The following is a 14498-nucleotide window of genomic DNA, read 5'->3' as shown; positions in this document are numbered from 1 at the left end:
CGAACCCGATCAGGAATCGAGTACGCTTTTCAAATAATGACCGGTAAAGCTGTTCTCGCTCGCCGCAATCTCCTCCGGTGTGCCTTCAGCAATAATTTGCCCGCCGCCTTCGCCTCCCTCGGGGCCGAGGTCGATAATCCAGTCAGCGGTCTTGATCACATCCAAATTGTGTTCGATTACCACCACGGTGTTGCCGTGGTCGCGTAGCCGGTGCAACACTTTCAGCAGCATGTCGATGTCCTGGAAATGAAGACCGGTGGTGGGTTCGTCCAGGATGTAGAGCGTGCGGCCGGTATCGCGTTTGGAAAGTTCCAGCGAAAGTTTCACCCGCTGCGCCTCTCCGCCGGAAAGCGTAGTGGCGGATTGACCCAGGGTGATGTAGCCCAGACCCACATCCAGCAGCGTTTGGAGCTTCCGGGCTACCACCGGTACAGCGCTGAAAAATTCGTATGCCTGTTCCACCGTCAGTTGCAGAATTTCGTTGATGTTTTTTCCCTTGTATTGAATCTCCAGGGTTTCGCGGTTATAACGCTTGCCGTGGCAGACGTCGCATGACACGTATATATCGGGCAGGAAGTGCATTTCAACCTTGATCATGCCGTCGCCCTGACAGGCTTCGCAGCGCCCACCCTTGACGTTGAACGAAAATCGTCCGGGACCGTAGCCGCGTTCGCGCGCCTGGGGTACGCCCGCGAACAGTTCGCGGATAGGCGTGAACAGGCCGGTGTAAGTGGCTGGATTGGAGCGCGGCGTGCGCCCGATGGGGCTCTGGTCCATGTTGATGACTTTGTCGAAGAACGCCAGGCCATCCAGGCTTTGATGCGGAGCGGGCTCCGTGCTGCTGCCGTAGAGGTAGCGTGCCGTCGCAAGGTAGAGCGTTTCATTGATGAGAGTAGATTTGCCCGAGCCGGACACCCCGGTGATACAAACGAATAATCCCACCGGCAAGTTGAGATCGACGTTTTTTAGATTGTTGCCGGATGCGCCTTCAATCCGAAGCCAGCGATCACTGTTTGGCTGGGTGCGCTTTTCCGGCAGCGCGATGACCAGTTGCCCCGAAAGATACCTGCCAGTCAGGGAACTGGTACTTTTCCGAATGGCTTCCGGTGTGCCTTGCGCAATAATTTCTCCCCCATGCTCGCCTGCACCCGGACCCATGTCTATTACATGATCGGCGGAGAGTATGGCGTCCTGGTCGTGTTCCACCACAATTACGCTATTGCCAAGATCGCGCAGATTCTTGAGTGTCTCCAGCAGTCGGTTATTGTCGCGCTGGTGCAGACCAATGGAAGGCTCATCCAGCACATACATTACGCCGGTCAGCCCGGAGCCGATCTGGCTGGCAAGTCGAATACGCTGGGATTCCCCACCGGACAAGGTATCGGCGGAGCGATCCAGCGACAAGTAATCGAGGCCCACGTTGTTGAGGAATAACATGCGGCTGGAAATTTCCCTGACAATTCTTTCCGCAATGGCATACTTTTGCCCGGTCAGCTCCACTTGATCGAAAAAAACCATGGCCTGTTTCAGGGGCAGCGCATTGATTTCGAAAATGGCCCGCCCCCCACCCGCACATGGCGGGCCTCGCGCCGCAGGCGGGTGCCGGCGCATTCGGGACAGGTCTGCGAATTCAGGTATTTTGCCAGCTCCTCGCGCACGGCCTGCGATTCGGTCTCCTTATAGCGCCGCTCCAGGTTGGGAATAATGCCTTCGAAGGTATGTGTCCGCTGGGTTCGGGCGCCGCTTTCATTCAGGTACGAAAATGCTATTTTCTCCCTGCCTGATCCTTTGAGGATGATGTCCTGAATGTTTTCAGGCAGTTGTTCGAAAGGCATCTCCAAGTCAAAATCATAGTGCTTGGCCAGGCTCGCCAGCAACTGGTAATAAAACTGGTTGCGTCGATCCCAGCCCTTGATTGTGCCGGAAGCCAGCGACAAATGAGGAAAAGCAACGATACGCTTGGGATCGAAGAATGTAATTTTCCCCAGGCCGTCACACTTGGGACAGGCGCCCATCGGGTTATTGAAGGAAAACAAGCGCGGCTCGAGTTCGGGCAGCGAATAGCTGCATACCGGGCAACTGAACTTGGCGGAAAAAAGATGCTCGTGGCCGGAATCCATTTCCACCGCCAAAGCGCGTCCGTCAGCGTGGCGCAGCGCGGTTTCAAATGACTCAGCCAACCGCTGCTTGGCATCGGGAGTGACCTTGAGCCTATCTACCACCACTTCAATCGTGTGTTTTTTATTCTTTTGCAATTTTGGCAGCACATCGATTTCATGTATGTTGCCGTCTATCCGCAGCCGCACGAAACCCTGTGCACGCAGCTCATCGATCAAATCCAGCTGCTCGCCCTTGCGCCCCACCACCAGCGGCGCCAGTATCATCAGCCGGGTATCGGGCGGCAGCTTCAATACATGATCGACCATTTGCGAAACGCTTTGCGCGATCAGCGTGATGCCGTGGTCGGGGCACTGCGGATCGCCCACGCGCGCGAATAGCAGGCGCATGTAATCGTGTATTTCCGTGACGGTGCCCACGGTTGAACGCGGATTATGCGATGTTGCTTTCTGCTCTATGGCGATAGCGGGAGAAAGGCCTTCGATCAGATCGACATCGGGCTTTTCCATCAATTGCAGAAATTGCCGCGCATACGCCGAGAGCGATTCCACATAGCGCCGCTGACCTTCCGCATAAAGCGTGTCAAACGCGAGCGAGGATTTGCCGGAACCGGACAAACCGGTGATGACGATCAGCTTGTTTCGCGGCAGATCAAGATTGATGTTTTTGAGGTTGTGCGTGCGCGCACCGCGAATTTTTATGAGTTCCATCGACGCTTCCATTGGTCACTCATGACAACCTTGGGCTATCTGAGTGCCGGTCAAACCTGTTAATATACTCAACTTCTCCGCATTTTCCCAATCTGATTCATGTCCGTCTCATCACCCCCCGAGAAAATGTCTCCGATTGAGTTGCGCGCTACCGCCGGTCTGGCCGGTATTTATGGGTTGCGCATGTTTGGCATGTTTATCATCCTGCCTGTGTTCGCGTTTTACGCCGAGCATTTACCCGGCGGGAGCAACTATACGCTGGTCGGCATTGCCCTTGGCGCCTATGGGCTGACCCAGGCGATACTGCAAATACCTTTCGGCTGGTTGTCCGACCGGATAGGGCGCAAGCCTGTTATCTACATAGGCTTGATTCTGTTCGCCGCGGGCAGTTTCGTGGCCGCATCCGCCACGGATATTTATTGGGTAATCTTTGGCCGCGTCATTCAAGGCGCGGGGGCGATTTCCGCCGCGGTAATGGCGCTTGCCGCCGATCTCACCCGCGAGGAGCATCGCACCAAAGCGATGGCCACGATTGGCATGACCATCGGTGCCACCTTTGCGCTCTCACTGATTGTCGCGCCGGCGCTCAATCGCTTGATTGGCGTCCCTGGAATTTTCGCCATGACCGGAGTGCTGGCACTGTTGGCAATGGCAGTGGTTTACAAGATCATTCCCAATCCATTGATCAGCCGTTTCCATTCCGATACCGAGGCATCATCAGGACGCTTTGGTAACGTGTTGCATAATCCCGAATTGCTACGCCTGGATTTCGGTGTGTTTGCGTTACATGCAGTGCTGATGGCGCTGTGGCTGGTGGTGCCGTTGTCATTGCGCAAGTCGGGTCTGGCGGTAGATTCCCACTGGCAGGTATATCTTCCGGTATTGCTCTTTTCCATGGTTCTGATTGTTCCCGCGATCATCTATGCGGAAAAGAAAGCAAAACTCAAACCGGTTTTTGTCATTGCAGTGGCTGTATTGCTGGCAAGCCAGGTATTGCTGGCGTATACGTTCGAATCCCTATGGGGGACGGCAGCAGCGCTGCTGGTTTTCTTTGCCGCGTTCAATCTGTTGGAGGCAACCTTGCCCTCGCTTATTTCCAAGATAGCGCCGGTCGGCGCAAAGGGCACAGCCATAGGCGTCTATAGCAGCGTTCAATTTCTCGGCGCATTTACCGGCGCCACCGCTGGCGGCTATTTATTTGAACATCATGGCAGTTCCGCGCTGTTTGCGTTTTGCGGTATCCTGCTGATGTTATGGCTGCTGTTTGCCGCCACCATGAAAGCGCCCGCCGCAGTGCGTACCAGAATGTACCATGTGGAGGAAATGGATACGGGCAAAGCCAGCGGACTATCGCGTCAATTGGCGGCGCTACCCGGTGTGCATGAAGCACTGGTGCTGGCAAGTGAAGGCGTGGCTTACCTGAAAGTGGATATGCGAGGCTTTGACGAAGAAGGGGTTGTTCAACTACTTGGGGGAGAAGCGTAAATGGCATCAGTCAACAAAGTCATACTCATCGGCAATCTCGGTAAAGACCCCGAGACCCGCTACATGCCAAATGGCGACGCGGTGACCAATATCACTTTGGCAACCACGGAAACATGGAAAGACAAAAACGGTGAAAAGCAGGAAAAAACCGAATGGCATCGCGTCACGTTTTACCGCAAACTGGCGGAAATCGCTGGTGAATACCTGAAGAAAGGCCGTCCGGTATATGTCGAGGGACGGCTGGAAACCCGTAAATGGACCGACAAAGCCGGCGTTGAGCGCTACACTACCGATATTATCGCCAGCGACATGAAAATGCTGGGCAGCAAGCCGGGAAGCGGTAGTTACGAGGGGGGAGAAAGGGAAGAGAGCAGTTTTGCGCCGAGTACATCCGGAGGTAAAGCTGCCCCAAGAAGTGGCACCGGGTTCGATGACATGGATGATGATATTCCGTTTTGATGTGATGCAATCACGTGCCATATAGAGTTATGAGAAAACTATTTTTTCTTATTGTCATGTTGGTTGCGCTTGCCGGTCCGGTCTACGCGGCTGTCAACATCAATACCGCCACTCAGGGCGAGCTTGAGACCCTTCAGGGAATCGGTCCAGCCAAAGCCAAGGCTATCGTCGATCATCGTAAGAAGAATGGCCCATTCAAATCGCCGGGTGATCTGGAAAAGGTTAATGGCATTGGCCCTGCCACCATGAAGCAACTGCGCAAGGACATTACGGTTGGCGGCACTTCTGCGGCCAAGGAAAATAAGCCGTCTGTCAGGCAATAAAAATCTGGTATTGGTGGGATGGGTGGAGATATTACGCCGCACCCATCATTGCCGATGGGTTGTGCTTTGCTCCACCCATCCTACGGGGAACGGATACTTCGGTGTTTTCTTGGTAGTTATCCTTTGGGCGTTTTGTGATGAGCCATCGAGCGGCACGTATGCGATAATCCGGCACGATCTTTTACAAATTCTCTGCGAATTAATAGGATATGTTCAGAACCATAGAAGACTTTGTCGGTAACACACCGCTGGTAAAACTTAAACGTTTGCCGGGGAAAACCAGTAATGTCATTCTCGCCAAACTGGAAGGGAATAATCCCGCAGGCTCGGTGAAAGATCGTCCGGCGTTATCGATGATCAGGCATGCGCAAGCGCGCGGGGAGATCAGGCCCGGAGATACGCTGATAGAAGCCACCAGCGGCAACACCGGCATCGCTCTGGCGATGGCGGCGGCGATCATGGGCTATCCCCTGATACTGGTGATGCCGGAGCACTTGAGTGTGGAGCGGCGGCAATCCATGAAGGCATTTGGTGCGGAAATCGTCCTGACTTCAAAAGAGGGAAGCATGGAAGAAGCACGGGATGTGGCTGAGCGGATGCGTGACGAGGGGCGCGGAATCATCCTGGACCAGTTTGCCAACCCCGATAATCCACGGGCACATTACGAAGGTACCGCTCCCGAGATCTGGCGTGATACCGGAGGGGAAATTACTCATCTGGTGAGCAGCATGGGAACCACCGGTACAATTATGGGTTGCTCCGAATATTTCAAGGAAAAGAATCCGGAGATCCAGATCATCGGCGTACAGCCGGAAGAAGGTGCGCAGATTCCGGGCATCCGCAAATGGCCGGAAGCCTACTTGCCAAAAATCTACGATGCCAGCCGGGTAGATTGCATTATCCTGGTTTCTCAGGCGGAAGCCGAGGAAATGACCCGGCGGCTGGCGTGCGAGGAAGGGATTTTTGCCGGAATTTCGTCGGGGGGTGCGCTGGCGGCAGCACTCAAGATTTCCGCCGAGTTACACAATGCAGTGATCGTTTCCATTGTTTGCGATCGCGGCGACCGTTACCTTTCAACGGGGGTTTTTCCGGCCTGAGTTATCAGCCCTCAGCAGCGTGGGGTATCCCTCATTTTTCTGGGTCTAGCAGTTGTTGGACATGAAGAATCGAAGCTTTTGCAGCCGGCTTCCTCTAAGTCCTGTAGAGTCCTGCAGGCTGTTTGACCAGGCGCTACGCAGTTCAGTTTGGCCGGGACGATAATGATTAAGCTACTCGTCAAAATATTGCCAGCATTCTTTATCGCCATTTCTTCCGCATACGCTGCGCCTCTCATTACCCTTTCCGTCGATGATGTTTACAGCCCCCTTTTAAATGCAAAGGGGATACAGGCCAGCCTTGCCGGTCCGCGAGCGTCAGTACTGGAGATAACGTTGGGTGAAGTTGCGGTGCAGGGAAAGATCTGGCGTAATTTACGTTTTTCCTGCCATACATTTCAGTTTTCCGAGGGTCTGATCAGCTGCGATGATGGAGTATTACGGCTATCCAAATCAGCGTCGATACCCGCAACCTTTCATTATTCTTCCCGCGCTAAAACACTGGATGTAAAAATCCAGATGACTTCCAGTGAAGCCAGCGAAGGCTGGCGGCTTTCTGCCCACTGGGGAGGCGCGGCGTGGGAAGGCGTGCTGACCGTGACCAACGGACAGGTAGCACGCATTGCCGAATTACTGCCGGATAAAGAAAGAGAAATGCTTGCGCCTGCCAAGGGGAAAATCAATGGTACGGCCAGGCTGCGCGGTAATGCCGGCGGGCTTGCTAACATGGAGGCCAATTTCGCCGTGGATGGATTGGCGTTTAGCGATGTCAGCGGTTTGCATGCGGGTGAGAATATCAGTGGAGAAATTACCGCCAAAGCTGAGCGTCAGAATCGCCAGCCGGGAAATTTATGGGAATGGCAGGCCGATGTGATTTGGCCGCAGGGGGAAGTGTTCTGGCAACCGATTTATTTTACGGGCCAAGGTCATCGTTTGCGTGTCAGCGGCAACCTGGATGACGGCAGCATTCGCCTGCTCAAGGGAAATCTTGTGCTCGCGGGTATCGGCGAGGCGGATTTATCGGGCGTGGCCGATCGATCTGCCAACACACTGCGCGATCTTGATTTGCTTGCCGGCAATCTGGAATTGTCCGCGTTGTTCAGTCAAGTGCTGAAACCTTTTCTGGCGGATACCTCCTTTACGGGGTTAAAAGCTGCGGGGCATGCCGGAATTCGATTGCGCTACCGCAATGGTGCCAGCGAGTTGCTCACCCTCAATTTGCGTGACGTCTTGGTGGAAGACGAACACGAGCGCTTTGCATTTCGCGGTGTGAACGCCAACATTCCCTGGCAGGCCCAAGGGGTGTCGATAGCCGATATCAGTATCCAGGATAGTCAGTTATCGCGGATACCACTAGGAGAATTTCGTGTGCCGCTGGAAATTAACGGACAAGATCTCGCCATCCCGCGAATGACCATTCCGGTACTGGACGGCGAGGTTACGCTGGAGAATTTTCGTGCGTCGCGCCAGGCTCAGGACTGGCACTGGCAATTCAGCGGCGGGCTTTCGCCCATATCCATGCAGCGGCTGACGGAAGCGCTGGGAAGCCGTCCCATGCACGGTACGCTGTCCGGCACGATCCCCAAAGTGAGCTACACGGGTCACACTCTCAAAATGGATGGCGCCCTGCTTTTCAAGGTATTCGATGGCACGGTGGAATTGAGAAACATGATGGTGCTGGACCCGATGGGCCGGGCACCGTCGCTTGTGGGAGATCTGAATATGCGCAATCTCGATCTCAATCTGCTGACCGGCGTGTTTTCATTCGGTAATATGCAAGGCCGCATTGATGTGGCGGTGCATGGCCTTGAACTTTTTGACTGGAAACCGATAAAGTTTGACGCCAGCATCATGAGCAGCCCTGGCAACTATCCGCGCCGTATCAGCCAGGCCGCCGTGCAGAATATTTCCTCTCTGGGAGGATCGGGGGCGGCAGCGGCGATTCAGCGCAGTTTCCTGCATATTTTTGAGGAATTCGGCTATTCAAAGATCGGCTGGAGCTGTTCACTGCGCAACGGTGTTTGCCATATGGGCGGGATAGCGTCCGAGCATCCGGCGCAAGGTTATGTCATCGTCAAAGGTGGTGGAATTCCGGCGATCACAGTGATAGGCTATAATCGCGATGTGGACTGGTGGGAACTGATTAACCGCCTGCAGCGGATCACTCAAGCAAACGTTAAACCTATCTTTCAGTAGGGACGATATGAAAAATATTCTTTTTCGCGCAGGCTTGCTGACACTGACGGGTACATTACTGTCTGGATGTGTCACCATTAATATTTATTTCCCCGCAGCCGCGGCCGAAAAAGCGGCGGACAAGATCATCGAAGAAGTGTGGCAGCTCAAAAAGCCCGAAGAGGGCGGGCAGGTGACGGATAAGCCCGTTCCTTCCCAACCCCCTGTGCAACCATAGCGACCGTTACAACCGTAACATTAAAGGTGAATACCATGCGCAATCCAGTTTCCCGTTTGATATTGCTGATGATACTGCTTCCGGCATCGTTCGCTGGCTACACGGCGGCCGATATCGAGATCAATACGCCGGCGATTGCGACCCTCAAGCAAAGCATGCAGCAGCGGCACAGCCAATTGGAGCCATACTATGCGAGAGGTGCGGTAGGGCTTACGCGCGACGGGCTTATTGCCATGCGTGACGCCAACGCGCTGCCATTGTCGGCACGCCAGTCGGTCAATGCCTTGATTGCCTCCGAGAATCAGGACAGAAATGCACTTTATCGCGAAATAGCCCGGGCCAATGGCCAGCCCGAATGGGAAGGGGATATCCGTTCCACTTTTGGTCAACGCTGGATCGAATTAGCCAGACCGGGGTGGTGGTACCAGGCGGCGAGCGGTTCGTGGGTCAGAAAATAGAATCCCAAACCATAAATTGGCAAATCCGCAAATTCGCAAATCAAATTCGTTTGAGATCCCCTTAACGTGACGCCGGTACTGGTTTTCGATATCGAGACGGTTCCCGATATCGAGGGATTGCGCAAGCTTCATGATCTTGGCCCGGAGCTTGCTGCCGCCGATATTGCCGACATGGCGTTTCAGTCGCACCGCCAGGCTGTCGGCAACGATTTCCTGCAATTACACATACAGAAGATCGTCGCAATCTCGTGTGCACTGCGCGACAAGAATGATTTTCGCGTATGGTCACTAGGAAGTGCGGCAGACTCCGAAGCGGAACTCATTCGCCGGTTCTTCGAAGGCATCGATAAATACACCCCGCAATTGGTGTCCTGGAATGGCGGGGGCTTCGATCTGCCAGTACTTCATTACCGCGGCCTGATTCATGGGCTACAGGCACGCCGTTACTGGGAGATGGGCGATGATGACCGCGAGTTTAAATGGAACAACTACCTCAGCCGCTACCATACGCGTCATCTCGATTTAATGGATTTACTGGCGCTGTATCAGCCGCGCGCCAATGCACCGCTGGACGAATTGGCGAAGCTGATGGGCTTTCCCGGAAAGTTCGGCATGGAGGGTTCCCAAGTCTGGGGCGCCTTCCAGAATGGGGAAATCGCCGCAATTCGCAGCTACTGTGAAACCGATGTAGTGAATACCTATCTGGTCTTTTTGCGTTTCCAGCTCATGCGCGGTATTCTCGACGACGAGCAGTATCAACGCGAATGCGAGCTGGTACGCTTCACCTTGGGCAAGTCTTCCGAACCTCACTGGCAGGAATTTCTCGGTCAGTGGCCGTAGCGGCAACGACGACGCTTATTCACCTTGCCCCGTCCAACTGCCGGCTTTAGGATGATTGCCCCCGTCACCATCGAATCCCTGGATCAGGAAGGCCGCGGGGTTGCCCACGCGGAAGGTAAAGTCATCTTCATTGAAGGTGCGCTGCCCGGTGAAGTGGTCACCTACAATCCCTATCGCAAGAAATCAAACTTCGAGATGGCGCAGGTGGGGCAGGTTCTCAGGCCAGGATATGCGCGGGTCACACCCCAATGCAGACACTTCGGGATATGCGGCGGATGCAGCCTGCAGCACATGGACGCTCGCGCTCAGGTGGCGGCAAAACAACGCGTTCTGGAAGACAATCTCAAGCATATCGGCAAGGTCGAGCCCGAATTAATCCTGCCTGCTGTATATGGGGCAGCCTGGGGTTATCGCTACCGCGCGCGGCTGTCGGTGCGCTATGTCGCCAAGAAGGGCGGCGTTCTAGTCGGCTTTCACGAGAAGCGCAGCAGTTTTGTCGCCGATATGCGGGCTTGCGAAGTCATGCCCTCGCGTATTTCCAGGCTCATCCTGCCGTTACGGGAACTGGTGGGAAGCCTATCGATCCGCGACCGTATCCCGCAAATCGAGGTATCGTTGGGCGAGGATGTAGATGTGCTGGTATTGCGTATCCTGGAGCCGCTTACCTCACGGGACGAAGCATTACTCAAGGCTTTCGCCGATCGGCATCACATTCAGTTTTTCCTGCAACCTGAAGGCAGCCCGCAGACGGCTTATCCGTTTTACCCGGAAAACGCGCCGGAGTTGAATTACACCCTGCCGGAATTCGATATTGTCATGCCGTTTCACCCGACCGAGTTTACCCAGGTCAATCCCGCTATGAACCGGATACTGGTGCGACGTGCGCTGAATTTGCTCGATCCGCGACCGGCGGAACGCATTGCGGATTTATTCTGCGGATTGGGAAATTTCACCCTGCCAATCGCGCGGCGTGGCGCGCATGTGGCGGGTTACGAGGGCAGCGCGGCCATGGTCAGGCGAGCGGGGGAGAATGCGAGACGCAATGGGCTCGCGCGTAATACGCAATTCATCGAAGCCAACCTGTTTGAAATAAATGAAGCCTGGATGCAAGGGCAGGGATATTTCGACAAAATGCTGATTGATCCGCCACGCGAGGGTGCAATTGCCGCGGTCAATTCGTTGGGAGAAGGAAGCGCAGCGCCCCCGCGCATTGTGTATGTATCCTGCAATCCGGCTACGCTGGCCCGCGATGCGGGCGTGCTGGTGCATGGGAAGGGATATGTATTGAAGGCAGCAGGGGTGGTGAATATGTTTCCGCACACCGCACATGTCGAATCCATTGCTTTGTTTGAAAAAGCCGCCGTTTAGAGAGATGATTGGAAAAAGGATTGGGAATAAAAAAGGGCGGCTGGTAACAGTCGCCCTTTTTCATCAAAGATTACTCAGACTGTCAGTCTCGTTCACCCGAGAATGCCAACAACAGATGCAGCAGGCTGGTAAACAGATTATAGAGGCTAAGATAAATGCCCATCGTCGCCATGACGTAGTTGGTTTCTCCACCGTTAACGATACGGCTCACGTCAAACAGGATAAAGCCGGAAAACAGCAGCACCGCAACGGCCGAGATGGCGAGCGAAGCTGCCGGCATGGCGAAGAACAGGTTAGCGATGGACGCGATGATCAGTAACACCAGCCCCACGAACAGGAAATTTTGCATGAAGCCAAAATCTTTCTTGGTTACTGTCGCGATTCCTGCCAGGGTGAAGAAGATCATTCCCGTTCCGGCGGCGGCGGTTCCTATCAGTTGCGCGCCATTCTTGAAATGAAGCGCATATTGCAGCATCGGCCCCAGCCACCAGCCCGCAACGAACGTAAACAGGAACAGCAACACAATCCCCATCACGCTATTGCGCGTGGCGCTCACCCCAAACAGCAGGCCCATCATTACGGCCAGCATCACCAGCGGCCCCATGATCGGCGCTTGCGCAAGGAATGCGAAATTGGTGCTCATCCCAATCATTGCGCCGAACATCGTCGGAATCATGGTCAGGCCGAGCATCCAGTAGGTGTTGCGCAGGACCTTGTTGCGAACAACAGCAAGCCCGGTTTGCGCGATTGAGCCGGAATATCTCAGTTCAGGTTGCATGACGTCTCCTTGGTTGACGAACTTCTACATGCATAAGACTACGCATGTTTATGGAAAGTTGCAATATCATTATGGGTATAGAGGCCTTACTGGAAAAATTAGTCCCAAAACGGTATGATTCGTGCGACCCATTTGGGAGGCGTGGCCGAGCGGTTTAAGGCAGCAGTCTTGAAAACTGCCGTAGGGGCAACTCTACCGTGAGTTCGAATCTCACCGCCTCCGCCAAAAATATTGTATATATCTATGTTTATAAAGTAATATTTATTATATTAACTTTCTATACCCACGTTTCAACCCACGTAGCTCCTCGTTTATTTCTCACGCTGTAACGATCATCTAATCTCGAAAGTTGCGTCCAGCGGTGCCAGACCCACGGCAGGACCTCTGGCGTTCGCCCAATATACCTTGGATTCAGGCCAGCCCACGAGGGTTTCTTCATAATGGTAGGGATGCAGCGAATTACCGAGTTGCGTGGTGATGGCATTTGGCAAGCGCTCGATGTTGCCTTCGAGGGTCCGCAAATAAGTAACATGTTTGCTCATTTTCAAGTTCTCCTGTGGTTGCGTTTACGAAAGTACTTTTTTAAGAGGTGCTCCGCACCTTACTGGTGTCCTCGTAAGACGATCATGGATAACTTTAGTTCACAAATAACTCACAATTTATTTATATTATCTTGACATCGATGTTCGTAATGCCGACTTCCACAACGGTCCGGTGGCCAAGATGCCCGGTCATTGCTTGGTGGCTTATGCATGAGCTGCACAGTCACATCTATGCGCTCAGCAAGGTGGCCGATTATGTGAATTAGCAGTGATTCGGCCGTGGGGGAGGGCTGTGTTAAGACACGACCTCTCTGCAATGGACGATCATGAGCTAGGAATGCTGCTGGAAGTTCCAAATAGCAACTTATCAGGTACAATCGCCCGCGACCTCCTGGCAGTCTCGCTCAATTGCACACCGCGATGTTGATGGGGTCAAAACACGTGTGGAAATTCAGCAGCCAACAGCCTCAGTAGGACGATTCTTTGCCGATAAACAAATTTACCTTTGGGGGCGGCATTATTTCATTCTGTGACACATTTCTTCGCTACCCTCTTACGTGCAGCAAGAATTTCCTTAGCGAGGTCCAGCGAGCCACTCAGCTCCACTGAGGATTTGTCGCCCTATACCTTGGGCATCAGTTTTGATAGAAACCATTTTCTCGTCTCTACGCGCAACCTGGAGCGCTGCACGTGCTCCCCATTGAACTGCCAGCCACGGTTTTCGGGGTCGTGTGATTCCATCCAGTCGTTGGATCCATCATCCGCAATGTCCAGTGCATGTTCTGCAACTGCAGTGCAAGCCATGTGACTGGTGGTCAGGATGTACACCGAGCAAGTAGAGATAATAATGACGTTCAACCGGATGGTGTAATTTCATCGCGTCGAATCCGCGACTGAGATGCATGAAGCGACTGATGCCACAGACGCGCATATACAGTGGAATGAGCGAACACTCTTGCCAGAACGTGAATTGCCATTGGTCATGACGGGCCCAAAGCGCAGCACCCGCTCCATCGTTTGCGATAAAGGTTAAGCCGTATGGTTGATATAAATCCAGCGCTCGTTTGAAGCCGACTCGCATGGCCCAGTGGCGGCGGGCATCTGTGCGAACACAGAATCTCGTCACTGGATCGTTATCAAATGCTGCTGCCAGTGTAAGCGTGAGAGTCGGATCATCACAACGTTGAACTGCTCGGATTGCGGGTTTAGACGGTAAGCTGAGCACTGCATTTGTCCCAGATTCATATTCTGTATCGAAGTGTAGTAATAATCAAAAAATAAACTATAAATAGATTTCATGGGATGTGTCGACAGTATCGCATCCGGGCTGAGGCGCGAACAGATACAGGTGTCTGCGACTGTATCGGACGATTCCATAACCCACGAAAACGAAGATACTGGAAATGCGTCAACAATGCTTTAGACTTAGCCAAGCCGTCCGTAGAAATGGGGTAAAACCCGGTGGTACGTTTGGGGTATCACTCATTAATCTTCCGCATAAAGTAGTCAACTCAATAATAAAGGTTGAGATGAAGCTCTTAATGATCACGACAGCATTAGTTCTTTCTGGCTGCGCAAACCTCACGGAAGTGGAAGAACAGGAGACATTACTTGCCGGTGAGATAAAAGGGGATTACTCAGCCCTCGCTCGTTGCGTCGCCGCTAAGATGCAGACCGATAAACGACAGAACATTAACGCTCTGCAATATAGCGTCCGGGTCTACCCTGATACAAACAAATCAGAAGTCTTGGGTACGTATGCTAATAATACTGTTTCCTATGCATTCCATCTGGAATTGAAGAAAGCTGGGCCGAACGTTTCAGATGTTCTTCTCAAGGGCCTCAAGTATGAGGGTGTCGAGGCACTGAAAGCCTTACAAGTCTGCTCGGCAGCATGAACGACACTTAAG

General features: G+C 53.5%; 13 protein-coding genes, 1 tRNA gene and 2 pseudogenes. 12 read left to right on the top strand and 4 right to left on the bottom strand.

Going from position 1 to position 14498, the window contains the following annotated elements; genetic code table 11:
• Positions 1 to 9 precede the first annotated feature (9 nt).
• Positions 10 to 2828: pseudogene (uvrA, locus tag BLR00_RS15160) on the bottom strand (excinuclease ABC subunit UvrA).
• Positions 2829 to 2954: 126 nt separating this feature from the next.
• Between uvrA and BLR00_RS15155 the strand changes: the two are divergent.
• The 9 genes from BLR00_RS15155 to rlmD all read left to right on the top strand — a co-directional run bounded on the left by BLR00_RS15155 (position 2955) and on the right by rlmD (position 11268).
• Positions 2955 to 4313, top strand: a complete 1359-nt coding sequence (locus BLR00_RS15155) for an MFS transporter (RefSeq protein WP_074633954.1) — start codon at positions 2955 to 2957, stop codon at positions 4311 to 4313.
• The gene (gene ssb, locus BLR00_RS15150; protein ID WP_074633953.1) at positions 4314 to 4772 is read left to right on the top strand and encodes a single-stranded DNA-binding protein; all 459 of its coding nucleotides are present in this window, start codon (positions 4314 to 4316) and stop codon (positions 4770 to 4772) included.
• A 29-nt stretch (positions 4773 to 4801) separates the two neighbouring features.
• A complete protein-coding gene (locus BLR00_RS15145; RefSeq protein ID WP_074633952.1) occupies positions 4802 to 5095 on the top strand; it encodes a ComEA family DNA-binding protein in 294 nt (97 codons plus the stop codon).
• Positions 5096 to 5304: 209 nt separating this feature from the next.
• Entirely contained in the window at positions 5305 to 6192 is an 888-nt protein-coding gene (cysM, locus tag BLR00_RS15140) for a cysteine synthase CysM (protein ID WP_074633951.1), read from the top strand.
• 162 nt (positions 6193 to 6354) lie between these two features.
• Complete coding sequence (locus tag BLR00_RS15135; RefSeq protein WP_074633950.1) at positions 6355 to 8385, top strand: intermembrane phospholipid transport YdbH family protein; 2031 nt, start codon at positions 6355 to 6357, stop codon at positions 8383 to 8385.
• Positions 8386 to 8392: 7 nt separating this feature from the next.
• Positions 8393 to 8602 carry a hypothetical protein gene (locus BLR00_RS15130; protein ID WP_074633949.1) on the top strand — a complete coding sequence of 70 codons (210 nt, stop codon included), beginning with the start codon at positions 8393 to 8395 and terminating at the stop codon, positions 8600 to 8602.
• A 35-nt stretch (positions 8603 to 8637) separates the two neighbouring features.
• Positions 8638 to 9060 carry a YdbL family probable chaperone protein gene (locus BLR00_RS15125; protein WP_074633948.1) on the top strand — a complete coding sequence of 141 codons (423 nt, stop codon included), beginning with the start codon at positions 8638 to 8640 and terminating at the stop codon, positions 9058 to 9060.
• A gap of 66 nt (positions 9061 to 9126) precedes the next feature.
• Positions 9127 to 9900 carry a 3'-5' exonuclease gene (locus BLR00_RS15120; protein WP_074633947.1) on the top strand — a complete coding sequence of 258 codons (774 nt, stop codon included), beginning with the start codon at positions 9127 to 9129 and terminating at the stop codon, positions 9898 to 9900.
• Positions 9901 to 9951: 51 nt separating this feature from the next.
• Complete coding sequence (gene rlmD, locus BLR00_RS15115; RefSeq protein ID WP_074633946.1) at positions 9952 to 11268, top strand: 23S rRNA (uracil(1939)-C(5))-methyltransferase RlmD; 1317 nt, start codon at positions 9952 to 9954, stop codon at positions 11266 to 11268.
• 82 nt (positions 11269 to 11350) lie between these two features.
• Here the strand turns inward: rlmD and BLR00_RS15110 are convergent, their stop codons facing one another.
• Positions 11351 to 12046 (bottom strand): Bax inhibitor-1/YccA family protein, encoded by a 696-nt coding sequence (locus BLR00_RS15110; RefSeq protein WP_074633945.1) that lies wholly within the window; start codon positions 12044 to 12046, stop codon positions 11351 to 11353.
• Between the two features lie 135 nt (positions 12047 to 12181).
• On the opposite strand from BLR00_RS15110, the gene BLR00_RS15105 reads away from it, so the two are divergent.
• A tRNA-Ser gene (locus tag BLR00_RS15105) sits at positions 12182 to 12271 on the top strand.
• 107 nt (positions 12272 to 12378) lie between these two features.
• Here the strand turns inward: BLR00_RS15105 and BLR00_RS15100 are convergent.
• Together BLR00_RS15100 and BLR00_RS15095 are read right to left on the bottom strand one after the other, a co-directional pair.
• A complete protein-coding gene (locus tag BLR00_RS15100; RefSeq protein WP_074633944.1) occupies positions 12379 to 12588 on the bottom strand; it encodes a hypothetical protein in 210 nt (69 codons plus the stop codon).
• 621 nt (positions 12589 to 13209) lie between these two features.
• A complete protein-coding gene (locus BLR00_RS15095) occupies positions 13210 to 13392 on the bottom strand; it encodes a terminase small subunit-like protein (RefSeq protein WP_074633943.1) in 183 nt (60 codons plus the stop codon).
• A gap of 504 nt (positions 13393 to 13896) precedes the next feature.
• Between BLR00_RS15095 and BLR00_RS16540 the strand changes: the two are divergent.
• Together BLR00_RS16540 and BLR00_RS15090 are read left to right on the top strand one after the other, a co-directional pair.
• Positions 13897 to 14043 (top strand): annotated as a pseudogene (locus BLR00_RS16540) (IS3 family transposase); the annotation flags it as partial.
• Between the two features lie 86 nt (positions 14044 to 14129).
• Positions 14130 to 14486 carry a hypothetical protein gene (locus BLR00_RS15090; RefSeq protein WP_107797605.1) on the top strand — a complete coding sequence of 119 codons (357 nt, stop codon included), beginning with the start codon at positions 14130 to 14132 and terminating at the stop codon, positions 14484 to 14486.
• Positions 14487 to 14498 lie beyond the last annotated feature (12 nt).

The organism is Nitrosospira multiformis (genome assembly GCF_900103165.1).
Lineage (GTDB): Bacteria > Pseudomonadota > Gammaproteobacteria > Burkholderiales > Nitrosomonadaceae > Nitrosospira > Nitrosospira multiformis_D.
Note: the sequence above shows the minus strand (reverse complement) of the source record. Positions and strands in the feature narration are given on the sequence as shown.